The following is a 26,217-nucleotide window of genomic DNA, read 5'->3' as shown; positions in this document are numbered from 1 at the left end:
CATGGACGCTTCATTGCGTTCGCGCTGGCGTGCGCTGCATCGCGGTGCCGGTGCGTTGTTCGGTGTGGTGCTGTTCGTCGTGCTGTTCAGCGGCACCTGGAGTCTCGCGACCGATTCGATGCAGGGCTGGTGGCGGCCGCCGCCGGTCGCCGTCGCACGGCCGTCACTGCCGCTTGATGAACTCGTCGCACGCGCGGCGGCACTCGGCGTGCCGCTGCGCGATGCGCGCATCGTGCTGCCGCAGCCGGACGATCCGGCAATCCGCTTTTGCGACGCGCGCCAGGCGTGCACGCTGGCGCTCGACCCGGCGACCGGCGAGCGGCTGGCCGACGGCGGGCGCGCGGCATTGCTCGTCACGTTGCACAAGACGCTGTTCGCCGGTTTTCCCGGGCGGATCTTCGTGAGCCTGTGGGGGATCGTGCTGCTCGTGCTCATCGTCGCGGGGGTGATCGTGCATCGCCGGCGCTGGCCCGATGCGGCGCGTATCCGGCTCGGCAAAGGGTTGCGCGCCGCGCTGTTCGACCTGCACGCGTGGATCGGCCTGTGGGGCTCGCCGTGGCTCGTGCTGTTCGCATTCACCGGCGCGTTGTCGGGGCTCGGCGCGCTCGGCACGGTGTCGCTCGCGGGTGTCGCGTATCCGGGGCAGCCGCAGCGCGCGTTCGCCGAACTGCTCGGCGGGCCGCCCCCTGCCGCAGCTGGCGGCGCGTGGCAACGCGCGCCCGATCTCGATGCGCTGCTGCGGCGCGACGCGGCGCGCGTGCCGGATTTCCGGCGCGAAGCCGTCGTGCTGCATCGCTGGGACGATGCGAACGCGCGCGTCGAGATTGCCGGCACGACTGCCGGCCTGCCGAGTACGGCCGTGTTCGAGCGTCACCTGTATCGCGCGGTGGACGGGCAATGGCTCGCGGATGCCACGTCGCGCGGCCGTGGTTTCTGGCTGCGTGCGTTCATCGCGGTGCAGCCGCTGCACTTCGCGCAATACGGCTGGGTGGGGGCGATGGGCGGCGTGCTGCGCGTCGTGCATTTCCTGATGGGGCTCGCCGCGTGCGCGCTCTGCGCGACGGGGCTGCATCTGTGGATCGAGCGGCGGCGTGCGCAGCACGATCGCTCCGCGAACGTGCTGGCCGCGGTTGCCGTCGGCACCTGCGGCGGGCTCGTGCTCGCGGGTGGCGTGCTGCTGCTCGCCGGGCGTGCGTTGCCCGATGGCGTGCACGTCGACCATGTGCTCGCAACGTTGTTCTGGGCCGTGTGGGGCGGCGCAGTCGCGCTTGCTGCCTGCGTGGCCGATCGCGCGGCCTGGCTGCGCAGGCTGATGCGTGCGGCCGGCACCGCGTACGGGCTGGCCGGCGCGGTGCATTGCGCGATCGCGCTGCTCGGCGCGGGCGCACCCGTGTACTGGCCGATCGACGTGGCACTCGTCGCATTCGGCGCATTGCTGCTGCGTGCCGCGCGCCGTCCGCGCCGCGACGCGATGCGGCCCGCGCGCGTGCCGGCCGGCGCCGAACCTTTTTAATGTCATGCAACTGGAGACTTCGATGCGCGATCTGCTCGAACATCGCCGCCTGGTCATCACGATCACGCTGCTTTACCTGTCACAGGGAATCCCGATCGGCATCGCGATGGACGCGATGCCGACCCTGCTGCGCCACGACGGCGCGCCGCTTCACGCGCTGGCGTTCCTGCCGCTCGTCGGATTGCCGTGGGTCGTGAAATTCCTGTGGGCGCCCGTCGTCGACAACCGCTGGTCGCCGCGCATCGGTCGGCGGCGCAGCTGGATGCTGCCGATGCAGATGCTCGTCGTGCTGTGCCTCGGCAGCCTCGCGCAGATCGGCATGACGGTCGCGACGGCCGGGTGGGCGGTCGGCCTGCTGGCCGTCGCGTCGCTCGCGAGCGCGACGCAGGACATCGCGAACGACGGGATGGCCGCCGAGCACTTCAGCGGCGACACGCTGGCGAAGATCAACGCGATCCAGATCGCGGGCGTGATGATCGGCTTCTTCGGCGGCGGCGCCGGCACGTTGACGCTGATCGGCCTGTTCGGCCAGCGCGCCGCGTTTCTCGCGCTGGCCGCCGTGCCGCTCGCGAGCCTCGCGTGCGTGCTGTGGGTGCTGCCGCGCGATGCGGATCGCGCACGCGTGCAGGCCGAACACAACGCGAGCCTCGTGCGCTTCGCAAAGCGGCCGCGTTCGTGGTCGCTGCTGTCGCTCGCGCTGCTGTCGGCGATGACGGCCGTATCGGGCTTCGGCCTGTCGAAGCTGTTTCTCAACGACGCGGGCTGGACACTCGACGCGATCGGGAAACTCGGGATGGCCGGCGGCATCGTGACGGTCGTGCTCGGTTGCGGCGGCGGCGCGTGGCTCGTCAGGCGGCTCGGGTTGTGGCGTGCGTTTACGGCCGGCGTGAGCTGTGCGGGCGCCGCCGCGCTGCTGTGGTTCGCGCAGGCGAGCGGGTGGCTGCCGGTGTCGCCGTCGTGGGCATGGCTGTGCACGGTACTCGGGTCGCTGGCGACCGGGATCACGTCGGTATCGATCATGACGGCCGGCATGCGCTTCGCGGGCGGCAGCGACCAGGCCGGCACCGACGTGACGGCCGTGCAGAGCACGCGCGATCTCGGCGAGCTGATCGCGTCGTCGACGATCCTGTCGCTCACCGCGAAGGTGGGGTACACGGGCGGGTTTCTGGCCGGTGCGGCGCTGGCGGTGTGTGCCGCGTTGATCGCGATGCGGCTGCGGCGGCGGGAGGCGGCGCAGCGCGGGGTGGCCGGCGACGTGCTTGCATAGCGGCGCGTGAGCGCTGAATGGCGGGCCGCGGCGTCGCGCATCGACTCGGCTGGCCGCGTCCGCCGACGGGCCGGCAGCGGCCGGATGCGGGGGTAAACATGTTCTTTGCGTGGGTTTTCCGGCTTGATATAAGGGAGCGTTGCCGCGATCGTGAGAATCGCGCCCCGCTTCCGGGCCGGATGCGGGCAGCCACCGGAGTCCCGCGCCGATGTTGCAGAACCTCTATTCCCCGTACCTCGATTACGATTCGCTGAGTCGCGATCTGGCCGTGCCGCCCGCGAATCCGTCGGTGCCGGACTTCCCGTCCACGGTGATCCGACAGATCGGCAACGGGCATCACTATCGCGTCGAATATGCGAACGCGTATGCGGACGGCCAGACCGAATTTCACGCGCAATCGCCGGCTTTCTGGATGACCTCCGTCGACGTCAGTTTCGCGGGCGTGGTGCGGCGGCGCACGCGCGGACAGAACACGTTGCGCATCCGCATCGGTCGTAGCGGGGCGGCGTCGTATGCGGTGGGCGGGCGCGAGATCAGCCTCGACGGCCCGTCGATGGTGCTGGTCGCCGAGCCCGATGGCATGCCGGCGGGCGACGTGACCGAGCGCGGACATCATCAGGTGACGAGCATTTGCCTGCACCGCAATGCGCTCAGCGCGCTCTATGCCGGCGCGGAAGAGGCGCTGCCGGTGCCGTTGCGACATTTCGTCGAAGGCACGTTGACGGAATCGTTCGTGCATGCAGGGCCGATTTCAGCGGCGCTGTTCGAGTGCATGCGGGACATCGGCGACTGCTCGCTCGACGGCCGCAGCCGGTCGATCTATCTGCACGGACGCAGCCTCGAGATCGTGGCGCGCGCAATCGATTCGGTATCCGATGCCTCGCGCCACGCCGATGACGAAGCCGGCCACGGCGAAGTGAGCCGCATGACGCGGCGTGCGGTGTCGAAAGCACAGATGGTATTGCAGGAGCATTTTGCGGCACCGCCTTCGCTCGATGTGCTGTCGCGGCAGGTCGGATTGAGCCGCAGCAGCCTGTGCGCGGGATTTCGCACGCTGCTCGGCAAGAGCGTGCACGAATACGCGCACGAGCTGCGCATGCAGCAGGCGCTGCGACTCCTGCGCGAGCCGGGCGTGCCGGTCACCGACGTCGCGTATGCAGTGGGCTACAACCATCCGAGCAGCTTCTCCGTCGCCATCCAGAAACGCTTCGGCATGTCGCCGCGCGAGTTGCGTGCGCGCGGCGGGGCGGTGATGGCCGACCGCGTGTCGACCATCGATTGAGCGGCGGTGCGCGTGCGTCAGGCGACGTACGCGCGCATGCGCAGCATGCGGCCGACCACCTGCACCACGAAGTCCGGCGATTCGTACGGGAAATTGTGCCCGTCGCCCGCCGGCGCGTGGATCAGCTCGCTTCGCGACGACGTCGACACATAGCGGGCGCGCGACGCGGTCATCAGCGCGAGATAGCGCTCGAAGCCGGCTTCGTCCACGCCCATGCGGCGATATAGCTTGTGTTGCTCGGTGGCTTGTTCGGGCCGCATCTCCGACGCGTCGCGCGGGGTGACGACGAACACCGGCAGGTCGCCGAGTTCGCCGTCGTGAACCAGCGTGTCGAAGCCGGCGAGCGGGCTGCGCGCGACACCCAGTTCGGCGAGGCTGGACGCGGCGCTGAAGCCGGCACGCGCATGCATCTCGATGCGCGTGGCGCCCAGCGCCAGCGCCTCGGCGAGCCGGCTCTCGACGAGCTCGAGCAATCGCTTGACGGCGGGCTGGCGGCGGCCCAGCACGTCGACGAGATCGATATGGATACCGAACAGATGCAGCAGGCCGCTCAGGTTGCCGGCCACCGTCATGGCGGTGGGGCGCAGGCACGGCGGTGCGTAGTTGAAGAAGTCGGGATGGGTTGCGTCGAGCAGCACGAGGCCGCAGGCGAGATGCGGATGGCGGCGCACGAGGTTGGCGACGAGCAGGCCGCCGAACGAATGCCCGACGAACACGAACGGCCCGCGTTCGCCGGCGCGGTGCAACGCTTCGGCCACTTCCTCCGCTTCGCGCGCGGTCGAGCGCGGATACGGGCCGGCGTCGCTCCAGCCGCTGCCGGGCCGGTCGATCAGGATCGAGCGCGTCGTGTCGCGCAATGCCAGATGCAGGTGATGCAGGACGAGGCCGCCCATGTGCGCGCCCGACATCCAGACGACCGGCGGCAGGTCGTTCGCGCGGCCTTCCGCGAGGACGTGGATGCGATGGCCGCCGACGTCCACGAGCTGGCCCGGCGGCGGGCAGGCCTTGCGCAAGCGGGCCAGGTACGCGAGGTGATGGAGCGCGCCGGCCGCGAGCGCGATGCCGGTGGCGAGCAGGATGCCGCCCGGCACGGGCAGGCCGGTGCAGGCGAGCCCGGCGCCCGCGACGCCGATCGCGAACGCGATGGGCAGGCCCGCCCAGTCGCGGCTCAGGAAGGCCGGAAGCCATTTGAACATTGGAATTCCCCGATTCCGCCAGTACGTGAAGAAACGGCGACGCGTCATGGCGAGCCGTCCGATGGACTTCACACCATACCCGACGCATGGATGGCGCGCTTTCGCCGTCCGCCGGGGAATTGTCGCGTGCCTCCGCGCTTTCGCGCATCTCGGTGCCGCGTGCATGCGACGCGGGCGACCGGCGGTGGCGGCGCGCGTCGGGCACGCGAGCGACAGTCGCACGCAAAAGCATTCCGGCCGCTGGCAAAAGGATGCAGGGTGGAACGCCGTTACATTGGCGACATGCGTGCCGGCCGCGCTTGCTGTCGCGGCGCCCGGCGACGTCCATCCTCTTACCATGGAATCCGGCTATGCAAATCCTGAGGCACCAGCTAGACGACCTGCTTGCGAACGCCGTGGCCGGCCCGGCCACGGCCGGCTATGTCGCCGGCGTCTGGCACCGCGGCGAACAGATCGAACTGGCGCGCGGCATCGCGAACCTGAACACGGGCGCGGAGATGACCGTCGATACGCGCTTGCAGATCGGTTCGGTAACCAAAGTGATGACGGCGCACCTGCTGATGCGTTACGTCGAGGCGGGGCATGTCGGCCTCGACGATCCGGTCGTCGCGCATCTGCCGTCGTTTACGCTGGCCGATCCGGCCCACGCGCAACGCCTGAGCGTGCGCCATTTGCTCAATCACACGAACGGCATCGATGCCGACAGCTTCAGCCCGATGACCGAAGCCGGCACGGGCGCGACCCGCGATTTCGTCGAGCGGCTGGCCGGTTTCGGGACGCTGTTCGAACCGGGCGAGACGATCCACTATTCGAACGCCGGCTTCGTGGTTGCCGCGCGGCTGATCGAAGTGCTGTCCGGCAAGCCGTACAACCAGGTGCTCGAAGAAACGCTGTTTCGTCCGTGCGGAATGAACGAGTCGTGCACGTCGGCCGAGCAGGCGATCCTGCATCGTCATGCGGTGGGCGTGTTCGCGAACGCGGCGAGCGGCGAGCTGCAGGCCACGCGTGCGTATCTGTTGCCGCCGTCGCTGGCGGGCGCCGGGTCGACCCCGATTTCGACGGTGCGCGACATGCTCGCGTACGGGCGCATGCATCTGGCCGGCGGCTCGATCGACGGCGCGCGGATCCTCGCGCCGGAGACGGTCGCGGCCATGCAGGCCGTGACCTTCGATGCGGGGCGCCCGTGCGTGCCGCCGATCTGCGTCGGCTGGTGGAAGGTGCCGGTGAGCGGCGCGACCGTGTACTGGCATGGCGGTACGACGTATGGCACGACGTCGAGCTTCGCGGTCTGCCCCGAACTCGATCTCGTGGTATTTACCGCCGGCACGGGCCCGGGCGCCAACGCGTTGCACGACCAGGTGCTGCTCGCGACGCTCGCGCACCTCGGGCACGAGGCCGTCATGCCGTTCGAGCGCGGGGCGTCGAGCCGGCCGCTGTCCCGTTATGCCGGTGGCTATCGGCACTATCCGATGCGCCTCGCATCGGTGGCGGGCAACGAGCGGCTGTCGGTCGAAGCGTACTGGACCGAGATGGACGCCGATAGCCGGCGGGCCATGTTGTGGCCGAGCGGCGGCGTGGAAACGGGCGACGGCGAAACCCGCTATGCATTCGACGGCGGCTCGACCTACGTCCTCGAACTGGCGCCGCTGGCCGAAGATCTGTTCGCGCCGCCAGGCACCTCCGATGCGCAGCTGTGCGGCATCAACGGGCGGCTGTCGCTCGTGTCCTTCCGCGGCGATGGCGACCGGCCTCACGGCGTGCATACACGCCTGCGCTATCTGCGCCGAGAGGGCTGACGCGCCCTCGGGCGGACACCGTTCCACTGCGACGCGTGCACGCCACCTGATCCAGTGAAACGAAATTGTTTCGTCATGCAAATTGTATCGACGGTTAGCCGGCAGGTGCCGGCGCGACCGCGAAATCCGCGTGCCCGTCCGGGCGCGTGTTGTCGACCGATATTTCAAACCCGAGCAGGAGTGACCATGCGTATCTTCGTTGCGGCGCTTGCGCACGAGACCAATAGCTTTTCCCCGATTCCTACCAGCCTGCACTCGTTCGAGGAACGCACGCTGTACCGTCCGGCCGGCGGTGTGCCCGACGGGCAGGCGGACGAACTCGTCGGCTACGGCACGTTCGTGCGCGAGGCGCGCGCACGCGGCCACGAGGTGAGCGCATCGATCTTCGCGTTCGCCGAACCGGGCGCGCCCTGTTCGAAGCAGGACTATGAAACGCTGCGCGACGAGATCCTGGACGGGCTGCGCGCCGCGCAGCCGGTCGACATCGTGTTGTATCTGTTGCACGGCGCGCAGATGGCGCAGGGGTACGACGATTGCGAGGGCGATCTGCTGGCGAAGACGCGCGCGCTCGTCGGCCCCGACGTCGTGATCGGTGTCGAGCTGGACCTGCATGCCAACGTCACGCGTGCGATGCTCGATCATGGCGACATCCTGCTGGCGTGCAAGCACTATCCGCACATCGACTTCGACGAACGGGCGGTCGACCTGATCGATCTTGCCGAACGCACCGCGCGCGGCGAGATCCGGCCGACGATGCACTTCGAACGCGTACCGATGCTCGGCATGTTCTTCACGACCGAACCGCGCATGGCGCAACTCAACCAGGACGCGATGGATCGGGAGGGGCGCGACGGGATCCTGTCGGTGTCGCTGATCCACGGATTCCCGTGGTCCGACTTTCCCGATACCGGCGCCGGGGTGCTGGTGGTGAGCGACGGCAATCCCGGTGCGGCCCGCACGCATGCGCGCGAACTGGCGCGCGGCTTCGTGGCCGTGCGCGACGAGACGCATGCGCTGCGCCTGCCGATCGCACGCATTCTCGACGAGATCGAAGCGACGCCGCCCGACGCGTCGGGCCTACCGTTCGTGATTGCCGACACGGCCGACAACCCGGGCGGCGGCGCCGGCTCCGATTCCACCTTCATCCTCGAGGCCATCCTCGAGCGCGGGCTGCGCGAGGTGGCGATCGGCATGATGTGGGATCCCGTCGCGGCGGTGTTCGCGCGCGATGCCGGCGTGGGCGCGACGATCGAGCTGCGCCTCGGCGGCAAGAGCGGCCCGCGCGCGGGCCGCCCGCTCGACGTGGTCGCGCGGGTCGTGGCGGTCGAAGAGGGGCTGGCGCAGCACGACGAGACGTTCAAGTTTCCGGGGCCGGGCCTGGGCCTGTCCGCGGTACTGGACGTCGACGGCGTACTCGTGGTGGTCAACTCCGTCCGGCAGCAGACCTACAGCCCGAGCTGCTTTTTCGATCTCGGCGTCGACCTCCGGCGTTGCCGGGCCGTCGTGGTGAAGTCGACGCAGCATTTCCAGGCGCTGTTCGGCCCGCTGGCGCGCGCCATCTACTACTGCGACACGCCGGGTTCGCTGAGTCTCGATTTCAGGGTCGACGATTACGCACGCCTGACGCGCCCGATGTGGCCGTTCGACGAAATCGCGGTCTGATCCGGCCCGTTCCATCGGGCAGTCGCGCGGACGCCGGCTGAACGATGCCGGCCGTCCGCGAAAGTTTCGCCGCCGTCGAGCGGCTATCGTCTGCAGGCTGGCTTTTGCGGCCGGCCGCCAATGAGCCCGGTGTCGGCCGGGCAGGCAGCATCGTCAGCGCAGGAGGCGCAGCGTGCGTAATGAAATCACCGGGGGATCGCCGTCGTTGTCACGCGCGTGGTTCGCGCTGGCCGTGCTCGCGCTGGCCGCGATACTCGGCATCACCGACCGTCAGATGCTGACGCTCGCCGTCGAGCCGCTCAAGCGTGACCTCCAGCTCAGCGACACCAGCCTGGGCGCGATCGTCGGCTTCGGCCCCATCCTGTTCGGGGCGTTGGCGTCGCCGCTGCTCGGCTGGCTGACGGACCGGGTCGACCGGCGCTGGCTGCTCGTTGCCTGCGTGCTCGTGTGGAGCGCGGGCACGGCGCTCTGCGGCCTCGTCACGCAAGGCTGGATGCTGTTCCTCTGCACGCTGACGCTCGCGGTGGGCGAGGCGGGGCTCGGGCCGGTCGTCTACAGCATGCTGCCGGACCTGTTTCCGCCGGCGCTGCGCACGGCGGCGAACACGATCTTCTTCGCGGTCGCGCTGTTCGGCGCGGGGCTCGGGATCGCGGGCGCCGGCGCGATCTTCAGCGTGGCCGCGCCGTTCGCGCACGCGCTGTCGATCGAACCCTGGCGGCTCGCGTTCCTGCTCGTCGCGATCCCGGGGCCGGTCGTCGCGGGCTTGTTCGCGCTGGTCGGGCATCCGCCGCGCGGCGGCACGGCCGACCTGCACGAACGTGCGCAGGAGACGCTTGCGCATTACTGGCGGCGCTCGGGCGCGATGCTGGCGTGCCTGATCGTCGGCTATGCGATGGCGGCCTTCTACGTGGGGGCAATCCTGGGCTGGGCGCCGGTGTCGCTGATCCGCGACTTTCACGTCGACGTCGCCCGCTCGGGGTTGTACAGCGGCATCGCGGTGGGCGGCGGTTCGGCGCTCGGCTTGCTGGCGAGCGTGGTGGCCGTGCGATGCCTGCGCGCGCGCTGGGGCCGGCTGCTGCCGGTCGCGATCGGCTGCGCGATGGCGCTGCTGGCCGCGTTGCTGCTGCTGATGCTGTCGTTCGCGACGAGCGCGGCGATGCTGCTCGCCTGCATGATCGGCATCATCGCCGCCTATATCGCCGGCGCGGCACTGACGCCAACCTTGTTGCAGGACATCGCGCCGCCGCATTTGCGCGGGCGGGTCGTCGGCACGTCGTCGCTCGTCACCTACGCATTTCAGGCGATGTCCGTGCCTTCCGTCGGCGCGATATCCGATGCCCTCGACGGCACGCCGTACGCGCTGCTCAAGGGGATCGTCTGGCTCGGCGTGCCGGCCGCCGTCTTCAGCGTGATCCTGCTGGGTCTCGTGTTGCGTACCTTCCGCACGCGCTTCGAACCGCACTGCGAAATCGGCGCGCAGGCGCTTTAACGCCGCCGTACGCCTTTCTCCCGCCGCTGCCGCGCCTTCCGTGCGAACTCACGCACGGAAGGCGCGTGTCGTTTTCCTGCTCCCGCATCCCGTTCGATTGCCGCGTGGTCCGGCGGCGCGTCGCCCGCGCCCGCGGCTTCGTTGCGCGCGTTTTTCGGCGCGTCGGCAGCCGAGGACGGTAGCCAATGTTTTTCGGCGTTTCGCAAAAGCAGCGGCCGATTTGGCTGCTTACCTTGGAGTCATTCGGGCGGGCGGTTCGCATGCGGGACCGCATCGGAAGACCGACAGGTCCGCTCACATTCAGACAGACAAGAGGAGTCGCAGATGGCAAGCAAGAAGGGCGGGGTCGCAGCGGAGTCGACGATCTTCAGGCGGACGCTGGTTGCCGTGACCGTGATGCGGATGTTTCTCGCCGCATCGGATGCGTGCGCACAGACCGAGCCCGCACAGCCAGGTGCCGGTACGTTGCCGCCCGCCGCCGCCACCACGGAGCGCGCGGCGCCCGGTACGGATCGCGACGGCAATGCCAGCGCCAAAGGTCGCGCCGGCGGTGCGGCGATCACGCTCAATTCCGTCGAGGTGACGGCCAACCGGCGTCGCGAGCCGGCGCGCGAGGTGCCGATGAAGGTCGACACGCTGTCGAGCGATGCGCTGCAGAAGTCGGGCGCCACGAAGCTGAGCGACTACCTGTCGACGCAGCCGGGCGTCGGTTTCAACAGCGGCGGCGGTCCGGGCCAGGGCACGATCTCGATGCGCGGCGTGACGGCCGGCAAGGACGTCGGGCCGACCGTGGGCGTGTATGTCGACGATACGCCGCTCGGCTCGAACACCGTGTCGGGTGGCGGGGCCGCGCTGGCCCTGGACATGGGCCTGCTCGACCTGAATCACATCGAGATCCTGTTCGGGCCGCAGGGGACGTTGTATGGCGCGGGCGCGATGGGCGGCCTGCTGAAATACGTGACCAACCAGCCGGATACCGAGAGCTTTTTCGGCAGCGTCGGGACGATGTTTTCGTCGACCTGGCACGGCGGCCTCAACAACACGACCAACGTCGTGCTGAACGTGCCGCTGAAATCCGACGTCGCCGCCATGCGCATCGCCGCCTTCAACAACCACGACGGCGGTTACGTCGATGCGACGGGCGCGGCCGCCGGCACGCGCATCAACCGGAGCGACACCACCGGCGTGCGTGCGTCGCTGCTCGTCACGCCGACCCGCAAGCTCACGTTCCGCTTCACGGCGACGCTTCAGAACATCAACAGCAACGGCCAGAACTACGTCGACTACGGGATGAACGGCCGGCCCGCATATGGCGCGCTGACCAAATTGCAGGATTCGCAGGAACCGTATCACCAGAGCAATCAGTTCTACACAGCGAATGCCGAATACGATTTCGGCTGGGCGCGCCTCAATGCGATTTCCGCGTACCAGTCGCTGCGCACGTCCACGACGCTCGATTTCACGCCGTTCTATGCGCCGATTCTCGCGGCGGGCGGACTCGACGTCAGCACCGTCACGCCCAGTTCCACCGTCGGCACCAACAAGGTGACGCAGGAGCTGCGGCTGACATCGCCCGGCAACCGCACGCTGGAGTGGGTCGCCGGCCTCTACTACGACCACGAGCACAGCAACACGTTGCAGGTGTATCGCGCGACGGCCGGCGGCCGCTCGCTCGGCGACCTGGAGCGGCTCGGCTATTCGGGCAGTTACCAGGAGTTAGCGGCCTACGGCGACGTCACCTACAACCCCACGTCGCGCATCGCGCTGACGGCCGGCATGCGGATCGCGCACAACAGCCAGGACTACCGGCAGGAGACGTCCGGCCTGCTCGTGCCGACGCCGTTGTCCGCGCCGGGCGCGTCGTCGGATACGAGCAAGACGTACATGTTCACGGCCAGCTACAAGCTCACGCCGACCAGCAACGTCTACGCGCGCGTCGCGAGCGGCTATCGCCCGGGCGGCCCCAACAGCATGGCGGTCAGCGCGGTGACGGGGCAACTGATCGCCGGCAATCCCACCTACAAGCCCGACACGCTGTGGAACTACGAGATCGGCTACAAGGCGGATCTGTTCGACAACCGCGTCTCGGTCGCGCTGTCGGCTTACGACATCGAATGGCACGACATCCAGCAATACGGCGCGGTGGACGGCGTCGCGCAGCTCGTCAACGCGGGCAACGCGCGGATCAAGGGCCTCGAGGCATCGGGCGTGGTGCGGCCGACGTCGGCGCTGTCGTTCAATGCGTCGCTCGCCGCGATCGACGCGTACCTGACGGAAGGGGCGCCGAGCGTCGGTGCGCGCACGGGCGACCGGCTGCCGAACACCGCGAAGTTCGCGGCGTCGCTGGGGGCGAGCTGGCGTTTCCCGCTCGGCCCATGGTCGGCCACGGCCAGTGCCGCCGAGCGCTTCGTGGGCGAGCGTCATGCGAGTTTCGCGGGCGCCACGGGCTCGCCCGATTTCATCCTGCCCGCCTATGCCGTGACGGATCTCCAGTTGGGCGTGGACCTGCGGTACGCGAGCCTGTCGTTCTTCGTCAGGAACCTGTTCAACCGCGAAGGGCTGCTGTCCGCCAATACGAGCTATGTGCCGCTGGGCGGCAACGTCTGGGCGTCGGTGATCCAGCCACGCACGATCGGTGTGCAACTGAGCGCGCCGTTCTGACGCGCGGACGATTCGAGGAGCTTCCATGTTTGCGCATTCCGCCCCGGCCCGCAGGCTTGCCGGCCAACCGCGCCCGTTCCGGCAGACCAGCCGCCATCCCGTGCGCCGCTACGGCGGTATCGCGGCCGTCCTGCTGCTGCATGCGGCGCTGATCTACGCGCTGCTGAACGGTCTCGCCAATCGCGTGACGGAGATCGTCCAGCATCCGGTCGACGTGCGAATCATCGAGCCGGTCAAGCCGCCGCCGCCCCCTCCGCCACCGCCGAAGCCGATCGTGAAGGCGTTGCCGTCGAAGGTTGCACCACCGGCGCGGATGTTCGTGCCGCCGCCGGAGGTGCCGGTTCAGGCGTCGTCGCAGGCGACGCTCGCGCACACGACTGCACCCGTAGTCTCCGCGCCGGCACCGGCCGCACCCGCGGCACCCGCTGCGCCGAGCCACGAAGTGGGCGTCGTATGCCCGAATTCGGATCAGGTGCGCGCGTCGCTGCGCTATCCGCGTGAAGCGCTGGAAAACAACATCGTCGGCAACGTGCTGGTGGAGTTCATCGTCGATGCCGATGGCCGCGTGTCGGGCGAGCGCGTCGCGCAGTCCGCCGACCCGATCCTCGATCGGGCCGCGCTCGCGGCGGTGAGGCGATTCAGTTGTATTTCGCAGGGGCAGGCGGTGCGCGTGCAGGTGCCGTTCTCGTTCAACCTGAACTGAGCGGTGCGCCGCCAGAAAGCCGGCAGCCAGGATGCCGGATGCCTAATCAGATCGATCAATGGAGCAGACATGACGAAGCAACTTATCGCCGCTTTCGCGGCCAGCATGATGATTGCCGGCGGTACGGCAGGGGTCCTCGTCGCGCCGCAGGACGCGCGAGCCGAGACGAGCACGGTGGCCGCACCGGTCGCGAGCGCAGTCGCCGTCGCGCCGGCAGCGCCGGCCGTCGCCGGTCCCGCACCGCAGGCGGCGCCTGCCGCGGCGAACGCCGCCACCAATCCCTACGGACTCGATGCGTTGTGGCGCGGCGGCGACTTCGTCGCGCGTTTCGTGCTGATCCTGCTGGTCGTGATGTCGATGGGGAGCTGGTACATCATGGTGACCAAGTTCTTCGAGCAGTATCGCGCGAACCGACGCGCGAAACGGGCGGACGCGCAGCTCTGGGCCGCACCGTCACTCGCGGAAGGCGTGCAGCAGCTCGACCCGGCGTCGCCGTTCCGCTTCATTGCCGAGACGGCGATCGAGGCCGGCGAGCATCACGACGAGGTGCTGCTCGAAGCCGTCGATCGCAATACGTGGATCGACACGTCGGTCGAGCGGGCGGTGACCAATGTGTCGAACCGCCTGCAGGATGGTCTCGCGTTTCTCGGCACGGTGGGGTCGACCGCGCCGTTCGTGGGCCTGTTCGGCACGGTGTGGGGCATCTACCATGCGCTGACCGCGATCGGCGTCGCAGGTCAGGCGTCGATCGACAAGGTCGCGGGGCCGGTGGGGGAGGCGCTCATCATGACCGCGATCGGCCTGGCGGTGGCCGTACCCGCGGTGCTCGGCTACAACTTCCTGGTGCGTCGTAACAAGGCGGTGATGGAGCGGGTGCGCGCATTCGGCGCGCAGCTTCACGTCGTGGTGCTGGCCAGCGGCAAACGGCCCGAGCGCAACGGCGCGCGCGTGCCGTCGCTGGTCGACTGAGCGGGGTCGGCCATGGGCATCAGTGTCCGTCAGGACGATGACGACGAGGTCATCGCACAGATCAACACGACGCCGCTCGTCGACGTGATGTTGGTATTGCTCATCATTTTTCTGATCACGATTCCGGTGGTGACGCACACGATTCCGGTGGACCTGCCGAAGGAGACCGTACAGCCGTTGCAGAGTAAGCCCGCGAGTATCGAAATCGCGGTCGATCGGCGCGGCGCATTCTTCTGGAATGCAGTGCCGGTCGATGCGCCGACGTTGCTCGCGCGCCTGAAGGGCGTGGCGGGGCAATCGCCGCAGCCGGACGTGCATGTGCGCGGCGACGAAAGCACACGTTATGAATTCGTCGGGCGTGTGATCGTGGCGTGCGAACGGGCGGGCATCGAGAAGGTGTCGTTCATCACGGAGCCGCCTGCGCGCGGCAGCTAGGAGACAGTCATGGGCATGAACGTTTCGTCGGGCACCGAGCCGGACGTGATGGTGGACATCAACACGACGCCGCTGATCGACGTGATGCTGGTCCTGCTGATCATGTTGATCATCACCATTCCGATCCAGATGCATGCGGTCAAGATGAATCTGCCGGTTGGCGACGCGCCGCCGGCCGCGAAGCCGGAGATCGTGCAGATCGACGTGGCCGCCGACGGTGCGGCGTCGTGGAACGGCGTACGCCTGCCCGATCGCGCGGCGCTCGAAGCGAAGCTCGCGCAGGTCGCGGCCGAACCGGTGCAGGCCGAGATCCGGCTCCGGCCGGACCGGCAGGCGCCGTATCGCGACGTCGCCGCCGTGCTGGCGTCCGCGCAGCGCGTGGGGGCAACGAAGATCGGGCTGATGGGTAACGAGCAATACATGCAGTAGGCGCGACGTGCGATCGAGGCGGCGTGCGCGTGAGGACCGATGCGATCGCTTTGGCGGCGGGAGAGACGTTTGCGAAGGCAGGTGCTCGCGGCGCACGCCTTTCTCGTCCGCCACGCGGTGTTTCGTGCAACCGAGGTGCTCGAGAACGGATACGGCTGGAGGCGAGGTCGCGACTGCGTCTGTTTCGCGCTGGAGCAAGTCCTGCGAAATCGATTGCGAGTCCAGCGAACGGGAGCGTACAGCAGAACACTGCGGAAGGGATGGCGCGTGGCCGGCCCGTACTTTACGGGCTGGAGCGCATCATTTGGTGCCGACGGCGAGACTCGAACTCGCACAGCTTTCGCCACTACCCCCTCAAGATAGCGTGTCTACCAATTTCACCACGTCGGCACTGCAAGGGGCGCAATTCTAGCGCGACGTTACGCGTTTGTGAAGGGGGTGTGACACGATCGTCGGATGCGCGCAGGCGATCCCGGTAGAATTCGGGCGATCGACCCGACGATCGTCGCAACCGCAACCCGTTTTCTTCGCGTGACAGACACCCTCGAACAACTGCAGGCCGGGCAACTCGCCGGCGCACGGCAACTCAAGCTCGCGTGCGGGTTGACGGAATTCCCGCGCGCGATCTTCGATCTTGCCGATACGCTCGAAGTGCTCGATTTGACCGGCAATGCGTTGTCCGCGCTGCCGGACGACCTGCCGCGGCTGCACCGCCTGCGCATCCTGTTCGCGTCCGGTAACCGCTTCACCGCGTTCCCCGGCGTGCTGGGCGCGTGCGAGCAGCTCGACATGATCGGTTTCAAGGCGAACCGGATTCAAACGGTGCCGCGCGGATCGTTGCCGCGCGCGCTGCGCTGGCTGATCCTCACCGACAACGCAATCGGCGAACTGCCCGCCGACATCGGCGATTGCTCGCGGCTGCAGAAGCTGATGCTCGCGGGCAACCGGTTGCGTGCGCTGCCCTCGGAAATGGCCGCTTGCCGCGCGCTCGAACTGGTGCGGCTGTCGGCGAACCGGCTGGACGAACTGCCCGACTGGCTGCTGCGCCTGCCGCGCCTCGCGTGGCTTGCCACCGCAGGCAACCCGTTCGGCACCGCACCGGAAGCGGCGGCGTCGGCCGGGCCCGAGGTCGCGGACGTCGACTGGGCGTCGCTGGCGTGCGAGCAGAAGCTGGGCGAGGGCGCGTCGGGCGTCATTTACCGCGCGCAGTGGCGCGCGGATGGGCATCCGCCACGGACGGTCGCGGTCAAGCTGTTCAAGGGGGCGGTAACGAGCGACGGCCTGCCCGATTGCGAAATGGCCGCGTGCCTGCACGCCGGCCGCCACCCGAACATGATCCCGGTGATCGGCAAGGTGAGCGGGCATCCCGACGGCACGCACGGCCTCGTGATGGAGCGGGTCGATCCCGCGCTCACGAACCTCGCCGGGCCGCCGAGCTTCGCGTCCTGCACGCGCGACGTGTATGCGGCCGACGCGAGATTCGAGCCGGCGGCAGCGATGCGGATCGCGCATGGCATCGCGTCGGTGGCGGGCCATCTGCACGCACGCGGCATCATGCATGGCGACCTGTACGCGCACAACATCCTGCACGACGGCGAAGGCGGCGCGCTGCTCGGGGATTTCGGCGCAGCGTCGCTCTACGATGCGAACGATCGCACGCGCGGCGCAGGGTTCGAACGGCTCGAGGTGCGGGCGTTCGGCTATCTGCTCGGCGAGTTGCTCGCGCGATGCGAGCCGCGCACGTGGGCCGGCAGGACGGCGCTCGATGCGCTCGCGGTAGCCTGCCTGGACGAAGACGTCGAGGCGCGGCCGTCGTTCGGCGAGATCGCGGCCGAGCTGGCCGCGCACGCACGCTGACGGGAGCGCGGCGCCTTACGCCTGCCGCGCAGTCAGCAGCTTGATTCCGAGCCCGACGAACAGCAGCCCGCTGGCACGCTTGAGCGCACGCACCGCGCGGCTCATGCCGAAGCCGCGATGGAACCGGCGCACGCCGACCGAATAGACGCTGTGAACGACCACGACGGTGCACGCGATCGTCGCGTACATCACGACGAACTGCAGCGCGAGCGGGCGGTCGTGCACGATGAACTGCGGCATGAACGCCGACAGGAAGATCATCGTCTTCGGATTGCTGCCCGAGACGAACAGCGCTTCGCGGAACAGTTTCCTGCGGTCGGGCATGGCGATCTCCGCCGCACCGGTCGAAGCGGCGGCCTTGCGGTCGCCGCGCAGTTGCCGGATCCCCAGGAACATCAGGTACGCGGCGCCGATCACCTTCATCGCGACGAACAGCGGCGGCATCGCGGCCAGCACCGCGCCGACGCCGAGCGCGACGAGCAGCACGACCACGCCTTGCGCGACGAGGTTGCCCGCGATCGTCGCGGCCGTGCCGTGCGTGCCGTAGCGCACCGTGTTGCGGATGACGAGCAGCACGTTCGGCCCCGGCGACAGCGTCGTGGCGAGATAGGCTGCGGCGAACAGCATCCAGGTCTGAAGGGACATGCGGCGCTCCGAGAGGCGGTTCCGGCGGTCGGGATGAAACGATGATGCCACGCCAATAATTGACGCAGGCTTCCGCCGGAACCGTGCCGTCGCAGCGTGTCAGCTTGCGTCGCGCATGCAGTACGCAGGGATCGACGGTGGCGTATCGATCGCGGCGGGCCGCGTCATCCACGCGATCCACCCGGCCCACATCCCGCAGACGATCATCACGGCGACGTTCAGCGGCGTCCGGTAGCGGACGATCAGGTCGGCCAGCGGCAGGCGGTGTTTCATGTGCGTCTCCTTCGATCGGGGGCGGGTGGCGTTACTGGCCGGCGTAGGTCGGCGCCTTCGCGTCGCAGGTCACGGACACCGTCGAACCGTCCGCGAAATGCAGCCGGAACGGCACCTTCGCGCCGGGCGCGACGGCCTGGCGCGGTTGCTCCAGCATCACGTGATAGCTCTTCGGCTTGAAGGACACCGTGCCGTGCGCGGGGACTTCGACGGTGTCGACATGAACCATCTTCGCGGTGCTGCCGTTCGTCTGCGTCTCATGCAGCATCGCCATCCCGTACGCGGGCGTGTCGAGGCCCGTCAGCGTGACGGGGGCGTCGCCGTCGTTCTTCAGCGTGAAGTAGCCGGACGACGGAACGGTCGCCGGCATCGCGCGGATCCAGCAGTTTTCTGCCTGCACGGCCGACGCGGCGAACGTGGCGGGGGCTTGCAGTGCCAGCAGTGCGAACAGCAGGGCGGACGGAATCGAGCGTTTCATGGTTGGTTCTCCTTATGGATGGATGCAGCGGATGCAGCGGATGCAGCGGGTAGGGGCAGCGACGCGACCGGCGCGGCACGCCGATGCGCATCGCGAACCTCATTTCAGCGTGAACGCGTAGTGGCCTTGCGTGCGATGGCCGTCACTGGCTACCGCGATCCATGCGACCGTATACGTGCCGGCCGTCAGGCTGGTCAGCGCGACCTGCATGCGCTTCCGGTTGCCGGCATCGACGGACGATTTGCCGTCGACGACCGACTGCCCGTGGCTGTCGGTGACGGCGATCGAGCTGAAAGCGGGCTCGAGCGCTTCGCTGAACCCGATCGTGACCGCGTGCGGCGCGGTCGACAGCGTGGCGTTGGCGGCCGGTTCCTGGGTTTTCGGGAGCGCGTGGGCCTGGGCGGCCTGGATGGCGACGAAGCCGAGTGCGGCGAGTGCGCCGCGAACGAACGTGGTGGTTTTCATGGTCGAGTGTGCGAGTGGCGAATCGGATTGAGCAACACGGATTCGACGGACGGATGCACACGCACCATCTCGGCAGCACCGATGGCGGCCGATGTCGGCGCGAGCATGTACGGCTTGACGTTCGCCCGCGGGCGAATGTCGGCGCGATACGCCGGACCGGAAGCAGCCAGCCGCACGCACGGCACGGCGCCGCGCGCAACACGGTGAGACATGATCGTCCTTCGAAACGTGACACGTCACGCACGCCGGCGGCGTGCGCGAGCCACGCGATGCGCAAGGGCATCACGGGCGTTGACGACGAATCAGGACGCGAACGGAGGGGCGCGCGGTTGCGCGGCCGTGAGCGGCAGCGCGCGGCGCAGGCTTTCGAAGCGGGTCGCTTCGCGGTGCTGAATGACGTGCACGTTGGCCGCGAACGTCAGTTCGGGCGCGGGCAGTGCGGGTGTGTGAGCAAGGAGGCTGCAATAGCCGCATGCCTGGAGGTGGGCCTGCAGGCTTTTCGGCGACGCATCGGCGGACCGGTCGCCGGTGGCCGGCGCGGCCGTGCAGTAGCCGGCCAGCAGCGTCTCGACGCGCTGTTGCGTCGTCAGTGCCTGCGAGATCGTCGGCGCGAGCGCCGTCATCAGGATGGCGAGCATCCCGATCAGACTGCCGATCTTCCGGAGGCGACGACTCAGCATGCGATGCGCGGCGACGTTTGGACGACGATGGAGCGGATTATGCCACGCACGTCGATGCGCATGTCGGCATGGACGTGCGGCGTGGCGGCGCGCTATGCATGCTTCGCCAGGTATTTCGTGATCAACGTCATCTGTGCGGCCCAGCCGTGATCGTTCATCTCGCGCGCCTTCGCGCGGCGCGTTTCGATCAACTGATCGAAGCCCGTTTCGGTGACGGTGAGCAGCGTGCCGCCGCCCTGTGCGGCGAGCGCGAACGTGACGAGCGTCATCGGCTCGGACGTGTAATCAAAATTCGGATCGATCGCGAACGGATGCCAGCGAAACGAGAGCAGTTGCTTCGGCTCGACGCGATCGACGACGATTTCGAACACCGTGCCGGCATAGGGCTCTTGTGCCTTGGCGACATCATCGTCGACGCGTGTCGGCGTGATGCGACCGAACAGCGGCTGGCCGGCCGTGAACGGCCCGTCGAACGTGACGCCGAACCACTGGCCGAATTCGCCGGAATTGCTGACGGCTTCCCACACGCGGTCGGGCGATGCGTTGAGCAGCGCCTGCTTTTCGATGCGATCGGTTTGCTGGGTCATGACGTTCTCCACACAGGATCAACCTTGGCAGGACGGCACGCGCGAGCGCGCGCCGCGTCTAGTCGAGCATGACCGCGTCGGGCACGTCGAGCACGAGGTCCGACGTCGCGACGGCCACGCACGGCAGCGTATAGCCGTCGGCTTTTTCCTCGCGGCTCAGCCCCGGCCATTCGATCGTGTAGCGTACGCTGCCGCTGACGATCCGGCAAAGGCAGCTTCGGCACGTGCCGTTGCGGCACGAACGCGGCAGCGACACGCGCGCGAACGCGGCGGCTTCGAGCAGCGTCAGCGAATCGGGCGCATCGAAGGTCGCGCCGAGCGGCTCGATGCGCACGAGGGGAGGGTGTTCCGGATCGGTCATGGCGGAGGCAGAGGCGGGCGGCGGCAACGCGCCAAGCATACCCGAACGGGCTCGCGGCCGGCGCCGGCCGGCGGCTGGCGTCAGTGGCGGCGCAGGTGCCGGTACACGGTATTGCGGGCGAGACCGAGCTCGCGCGCGGCCGCCGACACGTTGCCGCCATGCCGCGCAAGCGCGGCATCGATCACCGCGGCCTGATGGCTTTGCAGCGTCGCTCCTTCGCGCGCGCGGGCCGATGCGGGCGGCGTTGCGGTGGCAGGTGCGGCCGGTGCCGCCGGTGCGTCCTCGCAGTCGAGCCAGAAATCGTCGGGCAAATGGGCGAGCGTGATTTCCGCTTCGTCTTCGGCCAGCATGCCGGCCGTGCGCAGCACGTTGGTCATCTGGCGCAGGTTGCCGGGCCAGCGGTGGCGCGTGAACGCGTCGAGCACGTCGGCCGCGATGCGGCGCGGCATCGGTTCGCTGCGCGCGAGCCGCGCGAGAATCCGCTCGATGAGCGCGGGCAGGTCGGTGCGGGCGGCAAGCGCCGGCAGCGTGACCGCGAGCCCGTTGATCCGGTAGAACAGGTCTTCGCGGAACGTGCCTTCCGCGATCATCGCGCGCAGGTCGCGATGGGTCGCGCAGACCACGCGCACGTCGACCGGCACGGCACGCGCGCCGCCGAGCGGCATCACCGCGCGTTCCTGCAGTACGCGCATCAGCCTGACCTGCTGTGCGAGCGGCATGTCGCCGATTTCGTCGAGAAACAGCGTGCCGCCGTCGGCCTGCACGATCTTGCCGGGGCTGCCGCGCTTGCGCGCGCCCGTGAACGCGCCGTCCTCGTAGCCGAACAGCTCGGCCTCGATCAGCGAATCCGGCAGCGCCGCGCAGTTGACCGCGACGAACGGGCCGTCCGCGCGCGGCGATGCCTGGTGCAGTGCACGGGCGAGCCATTCCTTGCCGGTGCCGGTCTGGCCGAGGATCAGCAGCGGCAGGTCGCGCCCGCGGATCTTCGCGACGCGTTCGAGCACGGCGGCCATGCGTGCGTCGCCGGTGTCGAGCGTCGCGAACGTGATCGCGTCGGGATCCGGCGTGCGCACGCGTGCGGCCGGTACGGGCGGCGTGACGGCGACGGTGGTCTTGTGCGCGTCCGCGAATTCGCAGCGCGCCAGCACGCGTACGCCGGTCGACAGCGTGAGGCGGAACAGCGCGCCGGGGGCGCGTGCCGCCTGCTGCGCGAGCTGGCCGAAGCGCATGCCGAACAGCGCGTCGCTGGCCTGATGCTGCAGTGCGTCGAACGACGCGCCGAGCTGGAACTGTGCGCTGCGGTTCGCGGCGAGCAGCCCGCCGTCGGGCCCGAATGCGACGAGCCCGGCGAACAGCGAATCGACACATTCCTCGTGCGCGTGAAAGCGCAGCCGCAAGGCTTCCGCGCACTGGTTCGCGAACAGGTGGTTCTCGATCAGTTGCGCGGACATCCGCACGAGCGCGAGCGTATGCGGGCTCGAGCCGCGCGGATCGCCGCTGACGTCGAGCGTGCCGAGCGTGCGGCCGAACGGATCGAAGATCGGCGCGCACGAGCAGGTGAGGATATGGTTGGCGTGCAGGAAGTGTTCGTCGCCGTGCACGGCGACGGCCTGGCCCGATGCGAGCGCGGTGCCGATCGCGTTGGTGCCGCGCGCGCCTTCCGCCCACGAGACGCCCGTACACAGCGCGACGCGGTTGGCTTTCTCGATGAAGTCCGCGTCGCCGATGCTGTGCAGGATCACGCCGTCGGCGTCGGTCAGCAGCACGAGGCTTTGCGTGTCGGCGATTTGCGCGTGGAGGTTTTCCATCACCGGTCGCGCATGCGAGAACAGCGCGTGATTCGTGTCGAGCAGTTCGCGCAGCGCGATGCGCGACAGCGGCGAGAAATCGGGGCGTTCGTGCGCGCGCAGGCCGACCGCGGTCGAACGCGCATGCGCCTGCGCGAGCAGGTCGGTGCGACCCGCGGTGGCGGGCAGCACGAAGGGTTGCGGCATGACTTGTCTCCTGTCGGTCCCAGTTAGCGCTTTAGCGCTTACTGGGACCCCATGCTTCGCGGTCGGTCCCAGTTAGCGCTTTAGCGCTTACTGGGACCCCATGCTTCGCGGTCGGCCCCGGTTAGCGCTTTAGCGCTTACTCAGGTCCCATGCTTCGCGGTCGGCCGCAGTCAGCGCTTTAGCGCTTGCTGATGCCCCATGCTTCGCGGTCGACCCCAACTGGCACTTCAACGCTCACCCAGGCCCCATGCTCTTCGAAATTGGCCGATTCGGCACACGCACCCTCACCGAAATCCTCCACAGATTCCCGCCTCCGCGTGCGGCGCACCATCGGTGTGCGAACGGCAACCATCCGGGTACGCATCATCATACAAGCGCCGCGTACGATGTGCGACCGCGAACAAAATCCCCTTGCTTTTAAACGGCCGCCTGCAATGATGGAAAGGGAGCACGCACGCGCCGTGTTCCGCATTGCAACATGCATGCGACGCGACATGCATCCGTTCGGGAGAGGCATCATGGTTCGGACGGAACTGAGAGTCGTGCTGGCGGCCATCGCCACCTTCATCATGCTGGGCGGCATCGCCGTGGCGATCCACGGGCTGCTGTTCGATCTGACCGATGCGGTGCGATACGGGGCGGCTGCGATTGCGCTGGGCGCCACGACCGCTGCCATTGCGCTCAACGTCTGGCCGACCGATCCTCACTGACGCCGGTTTCCGAAACGGTGCCGGATGCCGCGCTGATCTGAGGAAATGCGCGTCGGAACGACGCATGCCGGAAAATTTGTCTCCTGCGCGAAACCGTCTAAAGTGGAAATCAACCGGCATGCATTGTCCGCGCCTATCCCCGCGGGCCGTGCCTCCGTCGGCGAGCCCGCGTACATTTCGTCCGGCCGGTAGCGGACGACGGACGCGGTCATTCGTTTTCTACCGGTCGAGGCGGCTCCCATGCAGATCCATTTCACGAACGAGAAGCCCGAGTATTCGGGGCGCGACCTGATGCTTGCGTTCACGGCGTTGGTCAATGGCGAGCGCGTCCAATGTCAGATCACCGCCGAGGCGCTGGAAGATCACTTCGGCGCGGCGTCGCCGCGTTTCGAGGACATGGTCGGTGCATTCGACCAGCACCGCGACCGTATCGAGGCGGCTGCACGACGCCTGCTGTCGGAGACGCGCGCGCAATGCGTGACGCTGCGCAGCGGCTACGTACGCTTCTACGAGGCCAACTGGCGCGGATGACACGACGCTCGTCTTGCGGCGCGCGTCGCTAAACGCGGCGCACACGAAGACGTTGCCTTTCACGCAATGCCGTTCGGCGGGGCCGGGCGGCATTTTCGTATGCGGGCCGCACCGGATTGCTGCTGCACCGGGGCGGCTGCTAGTGTGCCGACACGAACCGGCATCTCGATTCGTCAGGATCGCAGAGAAAATCATTCGAATACCAACACAATAAAAAGAGGGCACCGCACGTGGATACTCGTTCGGGATGGGGGAAGGCGCGCCACCTGCTGGCAGGCGCATGGTTGCTCGCAGTCGGCATGTCGATGGCCGATGGGGCGGTTCGATCGGATGACGACGCGATCGGTCAGCTCGCGCCAGGTGAGGTCAACGTCGTCGCGGGCGACATCACGACGGGCGGCATCGTCGTGGCGCCGGGCCGCGTTGCGACGCCGTGTCATCGGCTCGCAGGCCGGCCGGCATTCGACATCGCATCGGCCGATGGCCGCCGTCATCCCGCGCGTCTCGTCGCGGGCAACCAGGATCGGGACATCTGCATCGTCGAAGCGACGGATCTCGACGTCGCCGCCGTGCCGTTGACGGCGCGAAGTCAGGAGTCGGCCACGACCGCCTATCTGGCGGGCGCGCGATTCGGCCGTCGCGATCCCGTTGCGCTGCGCGCGTGCTGCCATGCATGGGCGGCGGACGACGGCATACATTCCGGTGTGCTCGCGTCGCCGAATCCGGCGGCGCCGCACCTGCCCGAACCAGGGGCCGGCGTCTACGACGAGCAGGGCAATCTGATCGGCATGGTGGGCACCCGCGCGGACAATGCCGCGTCGCTCTATATGGTGCTGCCGGTCGAGTGGATTGCGACCGTGGCGGCGCGGATGCCGGCCGTCGACCTGCCGCTCGAAGCGACCGCATGGATGAGCCAGGCGCGCGCGTACGCGGTCGCGAACGACGTCGACGGGTTGATTCGCCATGACCTTGCGTGGACGGTCGCGCGTCCGCGCAGCGCCTGGGCATGGAACAGCCTCGGCAATGCCTATCGTACGAGCCGGCTGCCCGATCGCGGCGCGCTCAGCCTGGCCGCCTATCGCCGTTCGGTCGAAAACGATCCGTCATACGCATTCGGCTGGGCGTCGCTCGGTAACACGTATGCCGAGCTGGGGCAGATGGATCGCGCGCTCGACGCGTTCAATGCCGGCATGCGTGCCGATCCGTCGGACGCGATGCTGCCGATGAATCTCGGCATCGCGTATTTGCGGCGTGGCGACAAGGCCGATGCGCGACCGTTGTTCGAACGGGGCGTACATGCGCTGTCCGGTTCGCGCCGGGCCGATGCGTGGACGCTGCTGGCCTCGACGCAGCCGGACGCCCAGGCGACCATCGGCGTGCTGAACGACGGGTTGAAGGCGTTTCCCGACGATGCGCGGCTTTGGTACGCGCTCGGCCGCGCGCAATACGATCTCGGCCACCTCGCGGACGCGATCGCCAGTTACCAGCACGCGCTGAAGGTGCAGAAGGCGGGCGATCCCGCCGCGACCGCGCTCATTCAGGGCGCGCTCACCCAGGCGTATGCGCTGCAAGGCCAGTCCGGCAATGCGTCCAGTGCGATGCACAGTGCGGTTGAAGCGGCGCCGGACAATGCCGAATACTGGTTGCGGCTCGGTGCGCTGTACATGACACAGTCGAACTATGTCGATGCGTTGAGCGCGCTCGACCGCGCCATCAAGCTGAACGACGGCGACGTGAGGGCATGGCGGATGCACGGCGTGACGCTGGCGCAACTGGGCCAGCATGCGCAGGCCGTTGCATCGTTCCGGCGCGCGGTTGCGCTGGACGACTCGCTGGCGGCAGGGTGGGTGGTGCTCGCGGGCGAACTGAACGTGATCGGCCAGCCCGACGAAGCGTCGGCCGCGGCTGCGCGTGCATTGAAGATCGATCCGTCGAACCGGTTGGCGCGGGAGGCGATGGGCATCGCGGCGATTCGCGGCAAGCGGCCCGATGCGGCGGTCGGGATCTTCGAGGAAATGAACCGCGCGTATCCCGACGACGCGCAAGTCATGGCGAACCTGGCGGTCGCTTATCGCCGCACCGGGCGGGTCGATGACGCGGTGCAGTTGTATCGCCGCGTCAAGATGGTCGATCCGACGCTGGCGCAGCGGCTGTACGACGACGAACTCAAGGGCGTCGCGACACCGTAATCCGCGCGGACAAGGCGGTACGGCAGTCATGGCATGCACAACGAA

24 protein-coding genes and 1 tRNA gene are annotated in these 26,217 nt (G+C 68.4%); 15 read left to right on the top strand and 10 right to left on the bottom strand.

What is annotated here, in order from left to right; translation table 11 throughout:
* Position 1 precedes the first annotated feature (1 nt).
* The 3 genes from QZM67_RS06190 to QZM67_RS06180 all read left to right on the top strand — a co-directional run bounded on the left by QZM67_RS06190 (position 2) and on the right by QZM67_RS06180 (position 4,062).
* Positions 2-1,513 carry a PepSY domain-containing protein gene (locus tag QZM67_RS06190; protein WP_301801266.1) on the top strand — a complete coding sequence of 504 codons (1,512 nt, stop codon included), beginning with the start codon at positions 2-4 and terminating at the stop codon, positions 1,511-1,513.
* 22 nt (positions 1,514-1,535) lie between these two features.
* Complete coding sequence (locus tag QZM67_RS06185) at positions 1,536-2,780, top strand: RhtX/FptX family siderophore transporter (RefSeq protein WP_301801264.1); 1,245 nt, start codon at positions 1,536-1,538, stop codon at positions 2,778-2,780.
* A 208-nt stretch (positions 2,781-2,988) separates the two neighbouring features.
* Positions 2,989-4,062 (top strand): AraC family transcriptional regulator, encoded by a 1,074-nt coding sequence (locus QZM67_RS06180; protein WP_175021294.1) that lies wholly within the window; start codon positions 2,989-2,991, stop codon positions 4,060-4,062.
* A gap of 17 nt (positions 4,063-4,079) precedes the next feature.
* Here the strand turns inward: QZM67_RS06180 and QZM67_RS06175 are convergent, their stop codons facing one another.
* A complete protein-coding gene (locus QZM67_RS06175; RefSeq protein ID WP_301801262.1) occupies positions 4,080-5,258 on the bottom strand; it encodes an alpha/beta fold hydrolase in 1,179 nt (392 codons plus the stop codon).
* Positions 5,259-5,608: 350 nt separating this feature from the next.
* On the opposite strand from QZM67_RS06175, the gene QZM67_RS06170 reads away from it, so the two are divergent.
* The 8 genes from QZM67_RS06170 (at position 5,609) to QZM67_RS06135 (ending at position 15,402) form a co-directional block, all read left to right on the top strand.
* Positions 5,609-7,054 carry a serine hydrolase gene (locus QZM67_RS06170; RefSeq protein WP_301801261.1) on the top strand — a complete coding sequence of 482 codons (1,446 nt, stop codon included), beginning with the start codon at positions 5,609-5,611 and terminating at the stop codon, positions 7,052-7,054.
* Between the two features lie 186 nt (positions 7,055-7,240).
* Positions 7,241-8,716 (top strand): M81 family metallopeptidase, encoded by a 1,476-nt coding sequence (locus tag QZM67_RS06165; RefSeq protein ID WP_301801259.1) that lies wholly within the window; start codon positions 7,241-7,243, stop codon positions 8,714-8,716.
* A gap of 172 nt (positions 8,717-8,888) precedes the next feature.
* Positions 8,889-10,205, top strand: coding sequence for an MFS transporter (locus QZM67_RS06160; RefSeq protein ID WP_175021298.1), 1,317 nt, complete (start codon positions 8,889-8,891; stop codon positions 10,203-10,205).
* 324 nt (positions 10,206-10,529) lie between these two features.
* Positions 10,530-12,866 (top strand): TonB-dependent receptor, encoded by a 2,337-nt coding sequence (locus QZM67_RS06155; RefSeq protein WP_175021299.1) that lies wholly within the window; start codon positions 10,530-10,532, stop codon positions 12,864-12,866.
* 25 nt (positions 12,867-12,891) lie between these two features.
* Positions 12,892-13,569: an energy transducer TonB gene (locus tag QZM67_RS06150; RefSeq protein ID WP_301801258.1), complete on the top strand. Its 678-nt coding sequence runs from the start codon at positions 12,892-12,894 to the stop codon at positions 13,567-13,569.
* A gap of 69 nt (positions 13,570-13,638) precedes the next feature.
* Positions 13,639-14,538, top strand: coding sequence for a MotA/TolQ/ExbB proton channel family protein (locus tag QZM67_RS06145; RefSeq protein WP_301801257.1), 900 nt, complete (start codon positions 13,639-13,641; stop codon positions 14,536-14,538).
* 12 nt (positions 14,539-14,550) lie between these two features.
* Positions 14,551-14,973, top strand: coding sequence for a biopolymer transporter ExbD (locus QZM67_RS06140; protein ID WP_122947760.1), 423 nt, complete (start codon positions 14,551-14,553; stop codon positions 14,971-14,973).
* 9 nt (positions 14,974-14,982) lie between these two features.
* Entirely contained in the window at positions 14,983-15,402 is a 420-nt protein-coding gene (locus QZM67_RS06135; RefSeq protein ID WP_175021302.1) for a biopolymer transporter ExbD, read from the top strand.
* A gap of 305 nt (positions 15,403-15,707) precedes the next feature.
* On the opposite strand, the gene QZM67_RS06130 is transcribed toward QZM67_RS06135, so the two are convergent.
* Positions 15,708-15,792, bottom strand: a tRNA-Leu gene (locus QZM67_RS06130).
* 141 nt (positions 15,793-15,933) lie between these two features.
* Between QZM67_RS06130 and QZM67_RS06125 the strand changes: the two genes are divergently transcribed.
* The gene (locus tag QZM67_RS06125) at positions 15,934-17,259 is read left to right on the top strand and encodes a leucine-rich repeat-containing protein kinase family protein (protein ID WP_301801255.1); all 1,326 of its coding nucleotides are present in this window, start codon (positions 15,934-15,936) and stop codon (positions 17,257-17,259) included.
* Positions 17,260-17,274: 15 nt separating this feature from the next.
* Here QZM67_RS06125 and QZM67_RS06120 read toward each other — a convergent pair whose 3' ends face one another.
* From QZM67_RS06120 to QZM67_RS06085, 8 genes are all read right to left on the bottom strand, one after another.
* Positions 17,275-17,904 carry a LysE family translocator gene (locus QZM67_RS06120; RefSeq protein WP_301801253.1) on the bottom strand — a complete coding sequence of 210 codons (630 nt, stop codon included), beginning with the start codon at positions 17,902-17,904 and terminating at the stop codon, positions 17,275-17,277.
* 99 nt (positions 17,905-18,003) lie between these two features.
* Positions 18,004-18,177, bottom strand: a complete 174-nt coding sequence (locus QZM67_RS06115; protein WP_175021305.1) for a hypothetical protein — start codon at positions 18,175-18,177, stop codon at positions 18,004-18,006.
* A gap of 31 nt (positions 18,178-18,208) precedes the next feature.
* Positions 18,209-18,655, bottom strand: a complete 447-nt coding sequence (locus tag QZM67_RS06110; protein WP_301801252.1) for a copper chaperone PCu(A)C — start codon at positions 18,653-18,655, stop codon at positions 18,209-18,211.
* A 99-nt stretch (positions 18,656-18,754) separates the two neighbouring features.
* Positions 18,755-19,120: a copper homeostasis periplasmic binding protein CopC gene (gene copC, locus QZM67_RS06105; protein WP_175021307.1), complete on the bottom strand. Its 366-nt coding sequence runs from the start codon at positions 19,118-19,120 to the stop codon at positions 18,755-18,757.
* Positions 19,121-19,422: 302 nt separating this feature from the next.
* Positions 19,423-19,800 carry a DUF2946 domain-containing protein gene (locus QZM67_RS06100; protein ID WP_175021309.1) on the bottom strand — a complete coding sequence of 126 codons (378 nt, stop codon included), beginning with the start codon at positions 19,798-19,800 and terminating at the stop codon, positions 19,423-19,425.
* Positions 19,801-19,892: 92 nt separating this feature from the next.
* The gene (locus tag QZM67_RS06095; protein WP_175021310.1) at positions 19,893-20,387 is read right to left on the bottom strand and encodes an SRPBCC family protein; all 495 of its coding nucleotides are present in this window, start codon (positions 20,385-20,387) and stop codon (positions 19,893-19,895) included.
* 58 nt (positions 20,388-20,445) lie between these two features.
* Positions 20,446-20,748 carry a 2Fe-2S iron-sulfur cluster-binding protein gene (locus QZM67_RS06090; protein ID WP_031398745.1) on the bottom strand — a complete coding sequence of 101 codons (303 nt, stop codon included), beginning with the start codon at positions 20,746-20,748 and terminating at the stop codon, positions 20,446-20,448.
* Positions 20,749-20,828: 80 nt separating this feature from the next.
* On the bottom strand, positions 20,829-22,742 hold the full coding sequence (locus QZM67_RS06085; protein ID WP_301801251.1) for a sigma-54-dependent Fis family transcriptional regulator: 1,914 nt from the start codon (positions 22,740-22,742) through the stop codon (positions 20,829-20,831).
* A gap of 518 nt (positions 22,743-23,260) precedes the next feature.
* On the opposite strand from QZM67_RS06085, the gene QZM67_RS06080 reads away from it, so the two are divergent.
* The 3 genes from QZM67_RS06080 (at position 23,261) to QZM67_RS06070 (ending at position 26,172) form a co-directional block, all read left to right on the top strand.
* Positions 23,261-23,452: a DUF2964 family protein gene (locus QZM67_RS06080; protein WP_043181379.1), complete on the top strand. Its 192-nt coding sequence runs from the start codon at positions 23,261-23,263 to the stop codon at positions 23,450-23,452.
* Between the two features lie 240 nt (positions 23,453-23,692).
* Positions 23,693-23,983: a DUF1488 domain-containing protein gene (locus QZM67_RS06075; RefSeq protein WP_039366385.1), complete on the top strand. Its 291-nt coding sequence runs from the start codon at positions 23,693-23,695 to the stop codon at positions 23,981-23,983.
* Positions 23,984-24,213: 230 nt separating this feature from the next.
* On the top strand, positions 24,214-26,172 hold the full coding sequence (locus tag QZM67_RS06070) for a serine protease (RefSeq protein ID WP_301801250.1): 1,959 nt from the start codon (positions 24,214-24,216) through the stop codon (positions 26,170-26,172).
* The last annotated feature ends 45 nt before the right edge of the window (positions 26,173-26,217 follow it).

The sequence above is a fragment of the Burkholderia sp. AU45251 genome (assembly GCF_030482905.1).
Classification (GTDB): Bacteria; Pseudomonadota; Gammaproteobacteria; order Burkholderiales; family Burkholderiaceae; genus Burkholderia; species Burkholderia aenigmatica.
This window is presented reverse-complemented; position numbering and strand designations above follow the sequence as displayed.